The organism is Salmonella sp. SAL04202, from assembly GCF_046550775.1.
GTDB classification, from domain to species: Bacteria; Pseudomonadota; Gammaproteobacteria; order Enterobacterales; family Enterobacteriaceae; genus Salmonella; species Salmonella enterica.
In genome coordinates, this window is record NZ_JBGDXK010000005.1 from 1 (window position 1) to 16,159 (window position 16,159).

General features: G+C 54.9%; 14 protein-coding genes. 2 read left to right on the plus strand and 12 right to left on the minus strand.

The annotated features are described in order from the left end of the window. A partial coding sequence (locus tag ACLJQJ_RS18135) for an autotransporter adhesin BigA (protein WP_240861396.1) occupies positions 1-5,361 on the plus strand: 5,361 nt, incomplete at its 5' end. Positions 5,362-5,553: 192 nt separating this feature from the next. After that, on the plus strand, positions 5,554-5,724 hold the full coding sequence (locus ACLJQJ_RS18140; RefSeq protein ID WP_000472323.1) for a YhfL family protein: 171 nt from the start codon (positions 5,554-5,556) through the stop codon (positions 5,722-5,724). A gap of 144 nt (positions 5,725-5,868) precedes the next feature. Here the strand turns inward: ACLJQJ_RS18140 and trpS are convergent, their stop codons facing one another. The 12 genes from trpS to ACLJQJ_RS18200 form a co-directional block, all read right to left on the minus strand. Continuing rightward, positions 5,869-6,873 carry a tryptophan--tRNA ligase gene (gene trpS / locus ACLJQJ_RS18145; protein WP_000165562.1) on the minus strand — a complete coding sequence of 335 codons (1,005 nt, stop codon included), beginning with the start codon at positions 6,871-6,873 and terminating at the stop codon, positions 5,869-5,871. Next, a complete protein-coding gene (gph, locus tag ACLJQJ_RS18150; protein ID WP_001650886.1) occupies positions 6,866-7,624 on the minus strand; it encodes a phosphoglycolate phosphatase in 759 nt (252 codons plus the stop codon). Before gph ends, trpS begins: the two co-directional genes overlap by 8 nt. Beyond that, complete coding sequence (gene rpe, locus ACLJQJ_RS18155) at positions 7,617-8,294, minus strand: ribulose-phosphate 3-epimerase (protein WP_000816286.1); 678 nt, start codon at positions 8,292-8,294, stop codon at positions 7,617-7,619. Before rpe ends, gph begins: the two co-directional genes overlap by 8 nt. A 17-nt stretch (positions 8,295-8,311) precedes the next feature. Beyond that, positions 8,312-9,148, minus strand: a complete 837-nt coding sequence (gene dam / locus ACLJQJ_RS18160) for an adenine-specific DNA-methyltransferase (protein WP_000742132.1) — start codon at positions 9,146-9,148, stop codon at positions 8,312-8,314. 180 nt (positions 9,149-9,328) lie between these two features. Then, positions 9,329-10,606 carry a cell division protein DamX gene (damX, locus tag ACLJQJ_RS18165; protein ID WP_000343147.1) on the minus strand — a complete coding sequence of 426 codons (1,278 nt, stop codon included), beginning with the start codon at positions 10,604-10,606 and terminating at the stop codon, positions 9,329-9,331. Positions 10,607-10,703: 97 nt separating this feature from the next. Beyond that, positions 10,704-11,792, minus strand: coding sequence for a 3-dehydroquinate synthase (gene aroB, locus ACLJQJ_RS18170; RefSeq protein ID WP_000439820.1), 1,089 nt, complete (start codon positions 11,790-11,792; stop codon positions 10,704-10,706). 56 nt (positions 11,793-11,848) lie between these two features. Next, positions 11,849-12,370: a shikimate kinase AroK gene (aroK, locus tag ACLJQJ_RS18175; protein WP_000818621.1), complete on the minus strand. Its 522-nt coding sequence runs from the start codon at positions 12,368-12,370 to the stop codon at positions 11,849-11,851. A gap of 464 nt (positions 12,371-12,834) precedes the next feature. Then, positions 12,835-14,073, minus strand: coding sequence for a DNA uptake porin HofQ (gene hofQ / locus ACLJQJ_RS18180; protein WP_017441586.1), 1,239 nt, complete (start codon positions 14,071-14,073; stop codon positions 12,835-12,837). Further along, positions 13,988-14,389, minus strand: a complete 402-nt coding sequence (locus ACLJQJ_RS18185; protein WP_000868831.1) for a HofP DNA utilization family protein — start codon at positions 14,387-14,389, stop codon at positions 13,988-13,990. The genes hofQ and ACLJQJ_RS18185 overlap by 86 nt, the downstream gene beginning before the upstream one ends. Continuing rightward, the gene (locus ACLJQJ_RS18190; protein WP_063808799.1) at positions 14,379-14,852 is read right to left on the minus strand and encodes a hypothetical protein; all 474 of its coding nucleotides are present in this window, start codon (positions 14,850-14,852) and stop codon (positions 14,379-14,381) included. The genes ACLJQJ_RS18185 and ACLJQJ_RS18190 overlap by 11 nt, the downstream gene beginning before the upstream one ends. Beyond that, positions 14,836-15,375, minus strand: a complete 540-nt coding sequence (locus ACLJQJ_RS18195; RefSeq protein ID WP_000951382.1) for a PilN domain-containing protein — start codon at positions 15,373-15,375, stop codon at positions 14,836-14,838. Before ACLJQJ_RS18195 ends, ACLJQJ_RS18190 begins: the two co-directional genes overlap by 17 nt. After that, the gene (locus tag ACLJQJ_RS18200; protein ID WP_023249691.1) at positions 15,375-16,154 is read right to left on the minus strand and encodes a hypothetical protein; all 780 of its coding nucleotides are present in this window, start codon (positions 16,152-16,154) and stop codon (positions 15,375-15,377) included. Before ACLJQJ_RS18200 ends, ACLJQJ_RS18195 begins: the two co-directional genes overlap by 1 nt. Between the last annotated feature and the right edge of the window lie 5 nt (positions 16,155-16,159).

Here is a 16,159-nt window from a genome sequence, read left to right on the forward strand (position 1 = left end):
GATGACGATGTAACCCCGCCTGACGATAGCGGCGATGACGATGTAACCCCGCCTGACGATAGCGGCGATGACGATGTAACCCCGCCTGACGATAGCGGCGATGACGATGTGACCCCGCCCGATGATAGCGGCGATGACGATGTAACCCCGCCCGATGATAGCGGCGATGACGATGTAACCCCGCCCGATGATAGCGGCGATGACGACGACACGCCCCCAGATGACTCTGTTATTACCTTCAGCAACGGCGTCACCATAGATAAAGGCAAAGACACCCTGACCTTCGATAGCTTCAAACTGGATAACGGCAGCGTTCTCGAGGGTGCCGTGTGGAATTATTCAGAACAGGACAACCAGTGGCAGCTCACCACCGCAGACGGCAAAACGCTGAACGTCACCGGCTGGGACGTGACCGACGCCAATGCCGCCGTGATTGAAGGCACCCAGGAAAACGGTCTCTACTGGAAGTACGACAGCCGTGGCTATCTGATTATTGCCGACGATAACACCACGGTTATCAGCGGCGATGACCAGGCGCATAATTCCGATCGCGGCATGGATATCAGCGGCCAGGATCGCACCGGCGTGATTATTTCCGGCGATCGAACCGTCAACACGCTCACCGGGGACTCCAGTGTGACCGACGGCGCCACCGGCATGGTTATTTCCGGTGACGGCACCACTAACACCATTTCGGGCCACTCCACGGTGGACAACGCCACCGGCGCGCTGATTTCCGGCAACGGCACCACCACCAATTTCGCCGGTGACATTGCCGTGAGCGGCGGCGGCACCGCCATCATCATCGACGGTGACAACGCCACGATTAAGAATACCGGTACCTCTAACATCAGCGGCGCAGGCTCCACCGGCACCGTCATTAACGGCAATAACGCCCGCGTCAACAACGACGGTGATATGACCATCACCGACGGCGGCACAGGCGCCCACATTACCGGCGACGACGTGGTTATCGATAACGCCGGGAGCACCACCGTCAGCGGCGCAGACGCCACGGCGCTGTATATCGATGGCGACAACGCGCTCGTTATCAACGAAGGTAATCAAACTATCTCTGACGGCGCCGTCGGTACGCGAATTGACGGCGACGACGCCCATACCACCAATACCGGTGATATCGCGGTGGATGGCGCGGGCTCTGCCGCCGTGATTATCAATGGCGACAACGGCAGCCTGACCCAGGCGGGCGATCTGCTGGTCACCGACGGCGCGATGGGCATCATCACCTACGGTACCGGAAATGAAGCAAAAAATACCGGCAACGCCACCGTACGTGATGCAGACTCCATAGGTTTTGTGGTTGCAGGCGAAAAAAACACCTTCAAAAACAAAGGGGATATTGACGTCAGCCTTAACGGCACTGGCGCGCTGGTGAGCGGCGATATGTCGCAGGTTACGCTGGATGGCGATATTAACGTTGTCTCAGTCCAGGACAGCGAAGGCGTGTTTAGCTCAGCGACAGGCGTGAACGTGAGCGGCGACAGCAACACCGTTGATATCACCGGCAACGTAAATATCAGCGCCGACTACGGGCAGGATGATCTGGCTGCCGGGGCTCCCCCGTTAACCGGCGTTGTCGTCGGTGGTAACGGCAATACCGTTACCCTTAATGGCGCGCTGAATATTGATGACAACGATCTGTCCGCCACCGGCGGACAATACCTGGACGTTGTTGGCCTGAGCGTAACAGGTGATGATAACGACGTTGAGATTGACGGCGGTATTAATATCACCCACAGCGAGGATCCATTTGATGGAACCTCTGCAGACATTACCGGCATCAGCGTCAGCGGTAACAGTACCGTTACGCTAAACGGTCATTCTACCATTGATACCAACACGGTAGTGGGGGGTCACGTTGTACTGGCGCGGGTCAACAACGGCGGCTCCCTGATTCTGGGTGATGACTCAGTTGTTGACGTTAATGTCAGTTATATACCCACAGGCTATTACACCTACAACGCGTTGCTGATGGCTGATGGCGAAGGCACATCAATTGAAAATAAAGGCGATATTACAAGCCATGGCGTGTATTCCGTCATTCGCGCAGATAACGGCGCGGAAGTCAGCAACAGCGGAGATATTTTTGTCTACGCGACCAGTAGCAACAGCAGTGAGGATCGTGCAGCCATCACAAGGGCTAGTGGCGAGGGAGCGGCTGTTCATAACAAAGCCGGCGGCGATATCACCATCATTTCTAACCAGACGCCGCAGGGCAATGGCGGTATTGGCACATACCCACTGGAATGGTACACCCACACCTTTTACGCCATGATGGCTTCGGATTATGGCGATGTCGTTAACGATGAGGGCGCCACTATCCATTTGCAGGGCGCGGGCGTATATGGCGTCGCTGCCAGCAAAGGAACAGCGTCAAACGCAGGCGATATCTATCTGGACGGCTTTGTCCCGACGCTGGATGATGAAAACAACATCACCGACACAAATTACTGGAAACCGTCGCAGCTTTATCTCACCAGTTCGGGGATGGTGGTCGGCTCCACCAACAGTGGCGAAGGCGACGCCACCGCAATCAACACCGGCAACATTACCGTTAATAACGCCGGGTTCGGCATGATGGCGCTCAAGGACGGCACCGCCATTAACCAGGGCACAATCACCCTGACCGCCGATGACGGCGTGACCGGCCAGGCAAACGAGCTGGTCGGGATGGCGGCGCTCAATGGCGGCACCGTCATCAACGACACCACCGGCATCATCAATATTGATGCCGATTACGGCCAGCCCTTCCTGACCGACAGCAGTAGCACCGTAGTTAACTACGGCACCGTTTGCTATGACAGCGCTTGCCAGAACAGTGACGAGTACAACCCAACCGATAGCAATGTATCCCTTTCCTTTAGAGATGGTGATGAGATTACCGCCGAGGGTGAAACGCTGACCGGTGAAACCATCATCACCAATCCGATCGCAACGCAGACCGTACACGTCACCAACGCAGGCATCGTCAGCGGCGGCAAGGTCACCGTCAGAAATTACGGTGATGTCACCAACGAGTCCACCGGCAGCATCAGCAGCGTCGGCATCGACAAAGGCGGCGTCTATACCAACGAGGGAACAACGGCTGCCGTTTCCGTAGACGGCGGCGTGTTCAACAATACCGGCACCGTGACCGGGAAAACGGGTACCACGGTAGCGGGTTCCATTATCAACAACAGCGGCTCCATGAACGCGGTTGAGCAGTGGGCCAGCACCATGAATAACATAGGCACAGTATCGGCCTGGGTCGGCGCATCGGGCAGTACGGTACTGAATAACTACTCAGGCGGCGAAATCGATAAGCTGAACTTTACCGGTGCCGCAACCGTTAATAACGCAGGGATTATCAACAATGGTTCTGTTGATAAAGGCGGTACGTTTAATAACCTCGAAGGCGGCGTTGTAACGCTAATAAACGACGGCCTGTGGGCTGGCGCCTTCAATAACTGGGGAACGGTGAATAGCGATGCCGATATCGCCACCGGCGGGAGCGGGCACACCCTGTATAACGGCAGCACCGGTGTTATTAACGGGCAGATCACCACGGCGAAAAATAACGGCGGCAGCAAGGCGATTAACGACGGCACCATCAACATTGATAAAACCGGCAATGTGGCGATGTCGGCGCATGGCAGCGCGAAGATGGTCAATAACGGCACTATCAATGTGGGTACAGTCGGCACCACGCAAACCGGAATGGTCGGGATGCAGTTGGAATCAGATGCAAAATCCGATGCAGTGATCGAGAACAATGGCACCATCAATATTTACGCCAGCGACTCCTACGCCTTCAGCCAGTTGGGCAGCAACGGCCATATCGTCAACAACGGCACGGTCTACATTGATGACAGCGTGACCGGTTCCGGCTTTATCAAACAGGACGGTAAAACCATTGAAGGCAGCGGCGAAAACGGCGACGGTACGGAAGTGCATTATGTTGACTTCACTGCCCCCACGGAACCCACCATTACCGATGGCACGACGACCGTTACCACCAGCGACAGTGCAGATTCATCTGCCACCAACAACCTGTCGGGCTACGTGGTTGGCACCAGCGCTGATGGCAGCGCCGGTAAATTGATGGTCAGCAACGCCAGCATGAACGGTGTGGAAATTAACACCGGGTTCACCGCAGGCACCGCCGACACCACCGTCAGCTTTGACAACGTGGTTGAGGGCAGCAACCTGTCCGACGCAGGCGCGATTCAGTCCACTTCCGTCGTCTGGAACGCCCAGGGTAGCCAGGATGCCGACGGTAACGTTGACGTCACCATGACCAAAAACGCCTATGCCGATGTGGCGACCGACAGCTCGGTAAGCGACGTGGCGCAGGCGCTGGACGCCGGTTACACCAACAACGAGCTGTACACCAGCCTTAACGTGGGGACTACCGCTGAGCTGAACAGCGCACTCAAGCAGGTGAGCGGTGCTCAAGCCACCACGGTATTCCGTGAAGCGCGTGTACTCAGCAACCGCTTTACCATGCTGGCCGACGCCGCGCCGCAGATCAAAGATGGCCTGGCGTTCAACGTGGTGGCGAAAGGCGACCCGCGCGCGGAGCTGGGCAACGACACCCAGTACGATATGCTGGCATTACGCCAGACGTTGGATCTCACCGCCAGCCAGAATCTGACGCTGGAGTACGGTATTGCGCGTCTGGATGGCGACGGTTCGAAAACCGCAGGCGATAACGGCCTGACCGGCGGCTACAGCCAGTTCTTTGGCCTGAAGCACAGCATGGCGTTTGATGAAGGTCTGGCGTGGAACAACAGCCTGCGTTATGACGTGCACAACCTCGACAGCAGCCGTTCTGTCGCCTATGGCGATGTCAACAAAATTGCCGACTCCGACATGCGTCAGCAGTACCTTGAGTTTCGCAGTGAAGGGGCGAAAACTTTCACCATGATGAGTGATACGCTGAAAGTCACGCCGTATGCCGGAGTGAAATTCCGTCACACCATGGAGGATGGCTACAAAGAGCGCAGCGCCGGAGATTTTAACCTGTCGATGAACTCTGGCAACGAAACGGCGGTAGACTCTATTGTCGGCCTGAAGCTGGATTACGCCGGGAAAGACGGCTGGAGCGCCACAGCTACCCTGGAAGGCGGCCCGAACCTGAGCTACAGCAAGAGCCAGCGTACAGCGTCATTACAGGGTGCAGCGGGTCAATCGTTCGGCGTGGATGACGGTCAAAAAGGCGGCGGCGTTAATGGTCTGGCAACCATCGGCGTGAAATACAGCAGCAATGATACCGCGCTACATCTGGATGCCTACCAGTGGAAGGAAGACGGTATCAGCGATAAAGGCTTTATGCTTAACGTTAAGAAAACATTTCGTTAAATAAACGACATTATATAACACTAATAAAGGCCGCTTATTATTAAGCGGCCTTTTTAAATCATATCCCCTGGTAAAGATAAAGTCCTTATTTGGACTACCTGTATAGTTTAATAATTGCTATCGTACTATACGCTAAATAGATCTTATATTTATTCCACCAGTAGTGCTCGTTTTATCAACAAGGATTTTGAAATGTTTAAATTTGTAAAAATTGCCGTTGTGGCAGGGGTTCTGGCGACGCTCACTGCTTGTACTGGTCATATCGAAAACAAAAAAAATAACTGCAGCTACGATTATTTGCTGCACCCTGCAATTTCTATTTCTAAAATTATTGGCGGTTGCGGCCCGGCTGCCGATCAATAATAGAAACGACTGCGCAGATACAAAAAAACCGGGATTTTCCCGGTTTTTTTACAGGTCTGATAAACGGTACGGCGCAGATGCCTTGTCCAACTTACGCTCGTTTGTAGGCCCGATAAGCTCGCGCCATCGGGCAAGCAATAACCCTTACGGTTTCGCCACAAAGCCAATGGCTTCGTAAACGGCTTTCAGCGTTTCGGCCGCACGTGCGCTGGCTTTTTCCGCCCCGTCTTTCATCACCTTCTGCAAGAACGCTTCGTCGTTGCGGAAACGGTGATAGCGCTCCTGCAACTCAGACAACATTCCGGAAACCGCCTCCGCCACTTCGCCTTTCAAATGGCCATACATTTTACCTTCAAACTGTTTTTCCAGTTCAGGAATGCTCTGACCGGTCACGGCGGAAAGAATATCCAGCAGGTTAGAGACACCCGCTTTCTCTTTCACATCATAACGCACTACCGGCGGCTCGTCGGAGTCAGTGACCGCACGTTTGATTTTCTTCACTACCGATTTCGGATCTTCCAGCAGGCCGATCACGTTATTACGGTTATCGTCCGATTTGGACATTTTCTTTGTCGGCTCCAGCAGCGACATCACACGCGCGCCGGATTTTGGAATAAACGGTTCCGGTACTTTGAAAATATCGCCATACAGCCCGTTGAAACGCTGGGCGATATCGCGGCTCAGTTCCAGATGCTGCTTCTGATCTTCGCCTACCGGCACCAGATTGGTTTGGTACAACAGAATGTCTGCCGCCATCAGCACCGGGTAATCAAACAAGCCGGCGTTAATGTTTTCCGCATAGCGCGCAGATTTATCTTTAAACTGCGTCATACGGCTCAGCTCGCCGAAATAGGTATAGCAGTTCAGCGCCCAGCCAAGCTGCGCATGTTCCGGCACATGGGACTGAACGAAAATAGTGCTCTTTTCAGGATCAATACCACATGCCAGGTACAGCGCCAGCGTATCCAGCGTCGCTTTACGTAGCTGCTGCGCGTCCTGACGCACGGTAATAGCATGTTGGTCTACGATGCAGTAGATGCAATGATAGTCATCCTGCATGTTTACCCACTGACGCAATGCCCCCATATAGTTGCCAATGGTCAATTCACCTGAGGGCTGTGCGCCACTAAAAACGATGGGCTTAGTCATTTTTTATTTCCTGGTTATCGCTATGCGGAAGCCCAAGTGCGGGCAAAAGATCGTTAAAACTGTCATAAATGACGTCCGGCTCGCTAAGAGCGATCGCTTCGCCATAATTGTAGCCGTATGTCAGGCCAACCGAAGGGCAGCCCGCCGCTTTTGCAGCCTGAATATCATTACGCGAATCGCCGACAAAAAGCATCTGCTCCGGCATCATGCCCAGCCGGCTTGCCACCAGCAACAGCGGCTCCGGATGCGGCTTCTTATTTTGCACATCATCGCCGCCGATAACCACACTAAAGTATTTGGCGATATCAAGCGATTCCAGCAACGGCGCGACGAACGGCGTCGGTTTGTTGGTCACCAGACCTAATGACAATCCGCTGGCGTGCAGCGCACTCAGCGTGTCGGCGACATGCGGAAATAAAAAGGTGCCCTCTTCCGCCACTTCGCCATAATACCTGTCGAACAGTTTACGCAGAATGCGTACCTGTTCCTCGGCAGGAATATCTTCATCAACGGGCGGTTTCCCCATCGTCTTACGCAGCGTGGCGCGCTCCTCGCGAGCCCAGGTCAGCGCGCGTTCCATCAATACGTCTGCGCCGTTACCAATCCAGGTAATTACGCGCTCCTCGCCCGCGACCGGCAGTTCCAGCGCATACAGCGCCATATCCACCGCCGCGGCAAGACCCGGCGCGCTATCCACCAGCGTACCGTCAAGATCAAAGGCGACGCCCCGAATATTCTGCAACTTATCCATGACTTACCTTTGCCAGCTCACTGCGCATTTCATCAATCACTTTTTTGTAGTCGGGTTTATCGAAAATTGCCGACCCCGCAACAAACATGTCCGCACCAGCTGCGGCGATCTCGCCGATATTGTTCACCTTCACGCCGCCGTCCACTTCCAGGCGAATGTCGTAACCGGACGCATCAATGCGGCGACGCACTTCGCGCAGTTTATCCAGCGTCTGCGGAATAAAAGACTGGCCGCCGAAGCCTGGGTTCACGGACATCAGCAGGATCACATCCAGTTTGTCCATGACGTAATCGAGATAACTGAGCGACGTTGCCGGGTTGAATACCAGCCCCGCTTTACAGCCGTGTTCTTTAATCAACTGTAGCGTGCGGTCAACATGTTCGGAGGCTTCCGGGTGAAAAGTAATGATGCTCGCGCCAGCGGCGGCAAAGTCGGGCACGATACGGTCGACTGGCTTGACCATCAGGTGGACATCAATTGGCGCGGTAATACCGTACTGACGCAGGGATTTCAGCACCATCGGGCCGATAGTCAGGTTCGGCACATAGTGATTATCCATGACGTCAAAGTGTACAACATCAGCACCGGCAGCCAGCGCTTTGGCGGTGTCTTCACCCAGGCGAGCAAAATCAGCCGACAGAATTGAGGGGGCAATCAAATACTGTTTCATCCGCTTCTCCTTGAGAATTATTTTCTTGCAGGCGTTGCGACTCCTGGTTGGTACAGAGCCAGCAGTTCGTCCACCTTTTTACGTGTGCCGCCGTTGCTGCTTATACTGCGTCTAACTTTGACGACATGCAATTTTGCGAGTTGATACCACTCGCGTGTGAGCGCCGTATCATGGTTGGAAATGAGCACCGGTATCCGGTTACTGACCAGATTCTCAGCGATTTCCGCCAGATGCGCTTGTTGCGTCAGGCTAAAACTATTGGTGTGATACGCTGTGAAGTTAGCCGTGGCGGACAGCGGCGCATAAGGCGGATCGCAATAGACCACCGACGACTTGTCCGCACGCGCCATACTGTCTGCGTATGACTCACAGTAAAAGAACGCATTCTGCGCTTTTTCTGCAAAGTGGTACAACTCCGCTTCCGGGAAGTAAGGTCTTTTATAACGACCAAACGGTACATTAAATTCCCCGCGTAAGTTATAGCGACAGAGTCCGTTATAACCGTAGCGGTTCAGATATAAAAACAGTACCGCCCGACGAAAGGGATCCTGGCAGGTGTTGAACTCCTCACGGAGTTGGTAATAGACCTCAGCCTGGTTAGTTTCAGGCATAAACAGCTCGCGCGAAGCCTGTACATACTCGTCAGTACGTAACTTCACGATGTTATAGAGGCTAATAAGGTCGCTGTTGATATCGGCGAGGATATAACGAGAAAAGTCGGTGTTAAGAAACACCGATCCGGCACCCACAAAAGGTTCGACAAGGCACTCGCCTTTTGGCAAATGTCGTTTGATATCATCAAGCAGAGGGTATTTTCCCCCTGCCCACTTCAAAAAAGCGCGATTTTTTTTCATGCTGACTAACTAATTACACCTTCTCCGGCTGTGGAGAAAGCTCCGACAGCATCCTGCGCTTTAGGCTGTGCCGCGTTGCTTTACGGCGCATTTGACGGTAGCAAATGCGCCCCTCGCGCCTGTCCTGAACAAAAATAGCTGTCAGCGACACTCACAGGCAATTGCAGGACACAGCCTGGATTATTTCAGATCGGCCTGAACCTGATGCAACGGTTTTGCCCACGGGTTTTTCGCCTGCACATCGGCAGGTAAGGTGGACACCGCACGTTTAGCATCTTCTTTCGAAGCATACATCCCCGTTACCAGCACATACCACGGTTGTCCATTACGTGTCGTCTCGTATACCACATAATTTTTCAGGTTCTCTTTCTTCGCCCAACCGTTCAGGTTGTCGTAATTTGAAGAACTACTGAGCTGCAATGTGTAGTGGCTGGATGGCGCGCTCTTTAACGCGCCAACGTTGCCGGCGCTTTTCCCGCCGCCTGCGACAGGCGTCGTCGAGGCTTGCGCTGGCTTCGCGGTTTGTACCGGCGCAGCGCTTGCCGTCGCTGTCGGCGCAGCTGTCGTGGTGGTCGCTTTCGGCGTCGCGGCTGGCGCTGCCGGTTCCGTGCGTTTCACTGGCGCGACCGGTTTCTTCGGTTCCGCAGTCGTGGTTTTCGCCGTGGTCTGCGGTTTCTTAGGTTCAATGACGGCCTGTTTACGTTCCGGACGCGTGGTATGACGCTCGGTAGGTTCGCTAACCGCCGCCTGACGCGTCGTGCTGCCATTGCGAACTGGCGCGACGGTTGCAGGCTCTGTCGGCAACGTAGAGTTCACCGCAACATTGTTCATCTGCTCTGGATTCTGCGTCAGCGCATTATTCAGATCGCCCTGTACTTCCACGCGCTGCTGACCGTCAGCGACCACAGGTGACTGTCCCTGCGTCGGCGTTGAAGAAATCGGCGGCAACGAAATATCCTGCGACGTATTGCCCGCGGTTTGTTCTGCGGAGGTGGCGCCCGGCGCAGGCTGGGTCGCATTTGCCTGATCGGCGGCGTTACCGGAAAGATCGATACTCTTTTCGCCAGAGGCCGACGGCTCGCTGGAAGACGTTGAGGGGGCTTTCAGCGCGGAGCCGATACCGATAATCAACAGCAGCAGCACCAGTACGCCAACGCCCATCATCATGTACTGACGAGAGGCTGGCTTATGGGCCGCTTTTTTACGCTTACGTGGACGGCGTTCAACACGCTCCTCGTCCACCGTATCGTCTTCATCGGATTCGTACTCTTCTTCAACTTCAGGCTCTTCACTACGCGCTTTACGCGTACGCGTCGGACGGCGATCGTCGGCGTCCAGATCAACGTCATCAAAGTTGATCTGCGGCTCATTATCGCGTTCTGAAGATTGACGAGAACGACCAGTACGACGATCGCTGGGATCGGGTTTCAGCTCGTCTTCTGGTTTGAATTCATCCATTTAACACCCCACTCAAAGGTTAATGCTTACGACATTGCACATAACCTGAAGCTAAAAGACTGACATCTACGCAATATCAGTCTGACCTTTCTTGTTGTTACGCCTGCTGACAGTCAGCAATCGCGCTAAGAACGACTTCGTGCGACACTCCGCCGCGCACTTCACTTTTCCCTATGGCCAGCGGAAGCACTAAACGCAGCTCCCCCGCTAACACTTTTTTATCTCGCAGCATGTGCGGCAAATAGTCCTGCGCGGACATCTCGCAAGGGCCATTGACTGGCAACCCGGCCCGTTCGAGTAGAGCGATGATGCGCTGCGTATCAGCAGAACTGAACTGCCCCAAACGCTCGGATGCGCGCGCAGCCATCACTATACCTGCGGCAACGGCTTCACCATGTAACCAATTGCCATATCCCATTTCCGCTTCAATGGCGTGGCCAAAGGTATGTCCAAGATTCAGTAAAGCACGTAAGCCCGCTTCACGCTCGTCGGCGGCAACAACTTCGGCTTTCAGCTCGCAACAACGACGAATACAGTACGCCATCGCCGGGCCGTCCAGACGCAACAGCGCATCCAGATTATCCTCAAGCCAGGTGAAGAAGTCCGCGTCGAGTATAATGCCGTATTTGATCACCTCTGCCAGTCCCGATGCCAGTTCGCGTGCGGGAAGCGTTTTCAGGCAATCAAGATCGACAACCACAGAAGCGGGTTGGTAAAACGCGCCAATCATGTTTTTGCCAAGGGGATGGTTGACGGCGGTCTTCCCGCCCACGGAAGAATCAACCTGCGACAGTAAGGTAGTTGGCACCTGAATGAAACGAACGCCTCGCTGGTAGCTGGCCGCCGCAAAACCGGTAAGATCGCCAATCACGCCGCCGCCAAGCGCGACCAGCGTGGTATCACGACCATGCGGTTTTTTCAGTAACGCCGTAAACACCGTATCCAGCACCGTCAGGCTCTTATACTGCTCGCCGTCAGGAAGAATCACGCTGTCTACGTTAACGCCCGCCCGTTCGAGTACGCCGCGAACCTTGTCCAGATAAAGCGGCGCCAGGGTTTCGTTGGTCACTAACATGACCTGATCGCCTGATTTCAGCGGCAAGAATGAAGCTGGTTCGTTAAACAAACCAGCCGCGATGGTGATCGGGTAACTACGTTCCCCGAGAGTGACTGTAATCCTCTCCATGACGCGACATCCACCTTAGTTACTTGTGCCCGCTTACCCAGCGTATTCTGCTTGAATTAGTTGCTTTCCAGCATATGAATAATCTGGTTTGCCACAACCTTAGCGCTTTGATCGTCGGTGCGAATGGTGACGTCGGCAATCTCTTCGTACAGCGGATTGCGTTCGTTAGCCAGCGCTTCCAGAACTTCGCGAGGCGGTGCTTCAACCTGCAACAGCGGGCGTTTTTTATCACGCTGCGTGCGCGCCAGTTGTTTTTCGATGGTCGTTTCAAGGTAGACCACGACGCCACGCGCGGAGAGACGGTTACGCGTTTCACGCGATTTTACAGAGCCACCGCCGGTTGCCAGCACAATACCCTGTTTTTCCGTCAATTCGTTGATAACTTTTTCTTCACGATTACGGAAGCCGTCTTCACCTTCAACATCGAAGACCCAGCCCACATCAGCTCCGGTTCGTTTCTCAATCTCTTGATCAGAATCGTAAAATTCCATATTGAGTTGTTGAGCTAACTGGCGCCCAATAGTGCTTTTTCCGGCACCCATAGGCCCAACCAGAAAGATATTGCGTTTCTCTGCCATTTTTTCGGTACTACTAAGACTATTCGTTAATGGTAAACCCGCTTCACAGACACCCAGCGCAGCAGGACATGAACTGAAACCTCATAAGATATTGCGAGAGTCAGACTGAAAATTATCTCAATACTCAAGCGGGTTTGGCAACTGAATAAATCACCAAGCCTGATTGTTGCAAAACCCGAGTTAGCGTTGCCGGATGGCGGCCAGAACAACATATCCGGCCTACAAATTGCTCTACTTTCAAACAATTGTGCGCAATCCGCAGAACCAATACGTCTGCATCAGCGGACATTCAGCCGTTTATCATCGGTCTTATGCACACCTTCGGCAAGGCAAAGCGCATTAATCAATGCGTAAGCAACGAAAAGCACGACTCTCAAATCGGTACTCCTTGTATGCTAAATACATCCGCACGTCAAATCCCGCAGATGCGTTCAGTGCAAAAACAGCGCTTTTTTATGCATAAATTATTCTGTCGCCACCAGTCTGGGGGTGATAAACACCACTAATTCGCGTCGCTCGTCCTCTTTGCCGTCATGGCGGAAGAGCTGACCAAGCCAGGGAATATCCCCCAACAGTGGCACGCTATCGCTACCCGATTTATTTTTTCGCGAAAAAATACCGCCCAGCGCCAGCGTCTCGCCGCTTTTTACCTCTACCTGCGTTTCAATTTCCTGTTTATCTATCGCCAGCACTTCGCCGTCAGCCTGTTGTAGTACCTGACCGGGGACATTCTGGCTGATATGTAACTTCAGGCGGATGCGCCCTTTCTGCAAAACGGTGGGCGTCACCTCCATTCCCAGCACCGCTTCTTTAAATTCCACGGAGGTCGCGCCGCTTTCGCCGCTGGAAACCTGATAAGGAATTTCGCTGCCTTGCTTGATACTGGCTGGCTGCAGATGCGAAGCCAGCAGCCGGGGGCTGGCGATAATATCCAACTGCTGCTTTTGCTCCAGCGCTGACAGCTCCAGATCCAGCAAGCGTCCGTTAATGCGCCCGATGTTAAACCCGACGCGTGAGGTGGCGGCGGCGACGGATAAATCACTGGAAAGCGTCGTCACGTCACCCACCGCGCCCGCTTGCGTCGCGTCAGCCAGCGTCCACTTTACGCCCAGTTCCCGTAGACTCTTTTCGTTAATGGTGACGATATGCGCCGCCAGCTCCACCTGCGCCACCGGCAGATCCATTTGCGATACCCATTTTTCCAGCTCCGCCAGGGCCGCGCGGTTATCGCGCAACAGCAGGCGGTTGGTGCGCTTATCTACCATGATGGTTCCCTTCGCGCTCAGGAGTTTCTCGCCCGCTTTCGCCAGTTCGCCGGCATCGGCGTATTGCAGGCTAATGCTGCGATTTTCCAGCGGTAAATTAGCCTGAAGCCTTAACCGCTCGGCATCCTGCCGCGCACTGTGTTCTTTCTGCCAGGCCTGTGAATGAACATGGAGAATATTCCCCTCCTGACGCAGCACCAGCCCCGCGCTATTGACCACCGTCTGTAGCGCCTGTTTCCACGGCACATCCGTCAGATGTAGCGATAATGTCCCGCTGACGTCCGGCGACACCACCAGATTCTGCCGCTCCTGCTCGGCTAAAGCCTGCAAAACCTGCACCACAGGGACGTCGTCAACCACCAGCGTCACTTTCGCCGCTTTTCCCGCCTGCGCGGCGGGCATCAAGGCTATCAGTATTATGGCTATCCATCGCTTCATTGTCCGCTCCCTGACGTAGCCACCGCCACTGCGGCGGCGCACAATTTTTACCGGTCGTTAACGTTAAGGCTTCCGCCGTCAGGTGGACAATCGTCCAACCGTTTTCCAGCGTCTGCCCTTCTTCCACTCGCCGCCATTTTTGCTGGCTGTCTTTAAGAATGCCTGTCCATCGCTCGCCTTTACGCACCGCGCCCTGATACCGCCACTGCGAGAGTTCCGCTATCCGGCAGCGATCTTCCGGCGGGCGGAAGGGATCGCGCATTCCCGTCAACGTCAGCAAACAAAAACAGAGCAATACACCGCGGCTAACCTTCATTCGCCAGGCGCTCCAGTTGCAGCATCATCAATAATTCCGCCCCCTCTTTACGCAATGAAAACCGACTTACGCTCATCTCGCTTTCGGCCAACCGGACAAACAGCGACGGCACCGCATCCCAGGACGTTTTCAGCGCCATTTCTCCCCCCTGCGCCGATGGCTGCCAGTGCAGCAAACGCAGGGGAGGCGCCTGGAAATCTAACGGCGAAAAAGGACGCGGATTTTCCACGGTGCCCCCGAAAAGCGGTTCAGCCGCGACGCTCAGACGGCGCAGATGACGCCACTGTTGCCGGGCGGCCTCGCGCTGCTGGCTTAACCGCGTTTGTTGCGTATCCAGCGTTTTCCAGCCGGGATAGCCCACAGATAACGCAACCGTCAGCGTCAGGCACAGCACGCCTGCACACCAACCAAAAACCCGACCACGGCGCGACATCCCGTACCAGATATCAAAGAGCGCGTTCACGGGCGGCGCTCCTCGTTAACTGATAATGGAACTGCCAGCGCCCTTGCGCATCCTGCCGCGTGGCGCCCGTGCGGTTTAGCGGAAAACTGACATAGTGACGAAGCGATGTCTCAAGCGTGAGCAGGGCGTCAAACGTTCTCGCCAGCCCTTCCAGCTCTAGCGTCTCTTGCTGATAATTGAGGCTTGTCAGCCATGCCTGCTCTGGCAACAGGTTGGCAAGGTCAGTCAAGATAGATTGCCAGGCTTGCGTCAGTTCACGCTGCGCCTGACGTTGTAATCGCGCCTGTTGCTGCCGCTGACGCTGCTGCAACTGCGGTATGTTCGCCGCAAGCGCCGTCGTGTGTCCGTTTTCCGCCGTCAGTAGCAGTTCATTAATCCTCCCCTCCTGCCAAAAAACCAACCGGGCGATCGTCGCGAGGCTTGCTATCAGCAGCAGGGACGCGCCCCATACCACGCACCACAGCCGCAGACGCGCTACGTAATGTTGGCGCCGCCAGGGGAGCAAATTGACAGAATGCGCCATCAGCGTATCTCCCCTATGGCTAAACCCAGCGCAATCGCAAAGCGATAACCGTCCGGCGGAACCGGCGGTTGGCGGACGGTTACGGCGCGCCAGGGGTCGAATTCGCCTTCGGCGCATAACGAAATATGTTCCGGCACGACGGATAACGTCGCGGCAAGGTCATGCAGCGTCATCGCCTCTCGCGCCGATTTACGTCCCCACGCATAGCGCGTCGCCCACAGCCACTGGCTCTCATCGCGCCAGACCAGACATTGCCGCCCCGAAGGTATAAACGGCAGCAAGCGCTGTAACGCGCAGGCATCGGGCGTTACAGCAGCGATGCGCACATTGAGCGTTTGCGCCAGCGTTAACAGCTCTGAAATTTCTTTGCTTTGCACGGCGGTAACGTTGAACGCGGGGCTCAGCGCATCGTCCTGAAAGTCGAAACGCAATAAGTCCGGATCCATATCCAGCTCACGCGCCATCGTTTGTGAAAGCCATGCGACTTGCTCACGTTCCCGCAGACGCATCGGCGGATGTGGAAAAGCGCGTTGCAATGTCCGATTTGCGGGAAAAGAGAGATAAATACGGTGACGTAGCGGCAGCTCACGGCTCCAGGGTCGCAGTACGTGAGCCAGCGATTGCGGGTCAGGAATCGTACCCTCTGCCGTGGAGGCGTTCATCAGCGGCAGTCGCCACCAACGTTGCAGGGACCAGCCCGATGCGCCGCGAATAACGGCGATGGCCAGCGCTTCATGCTGCTGAATATGCAATCCTATTTGCCAGGTTTTAAAAGCCATAACGG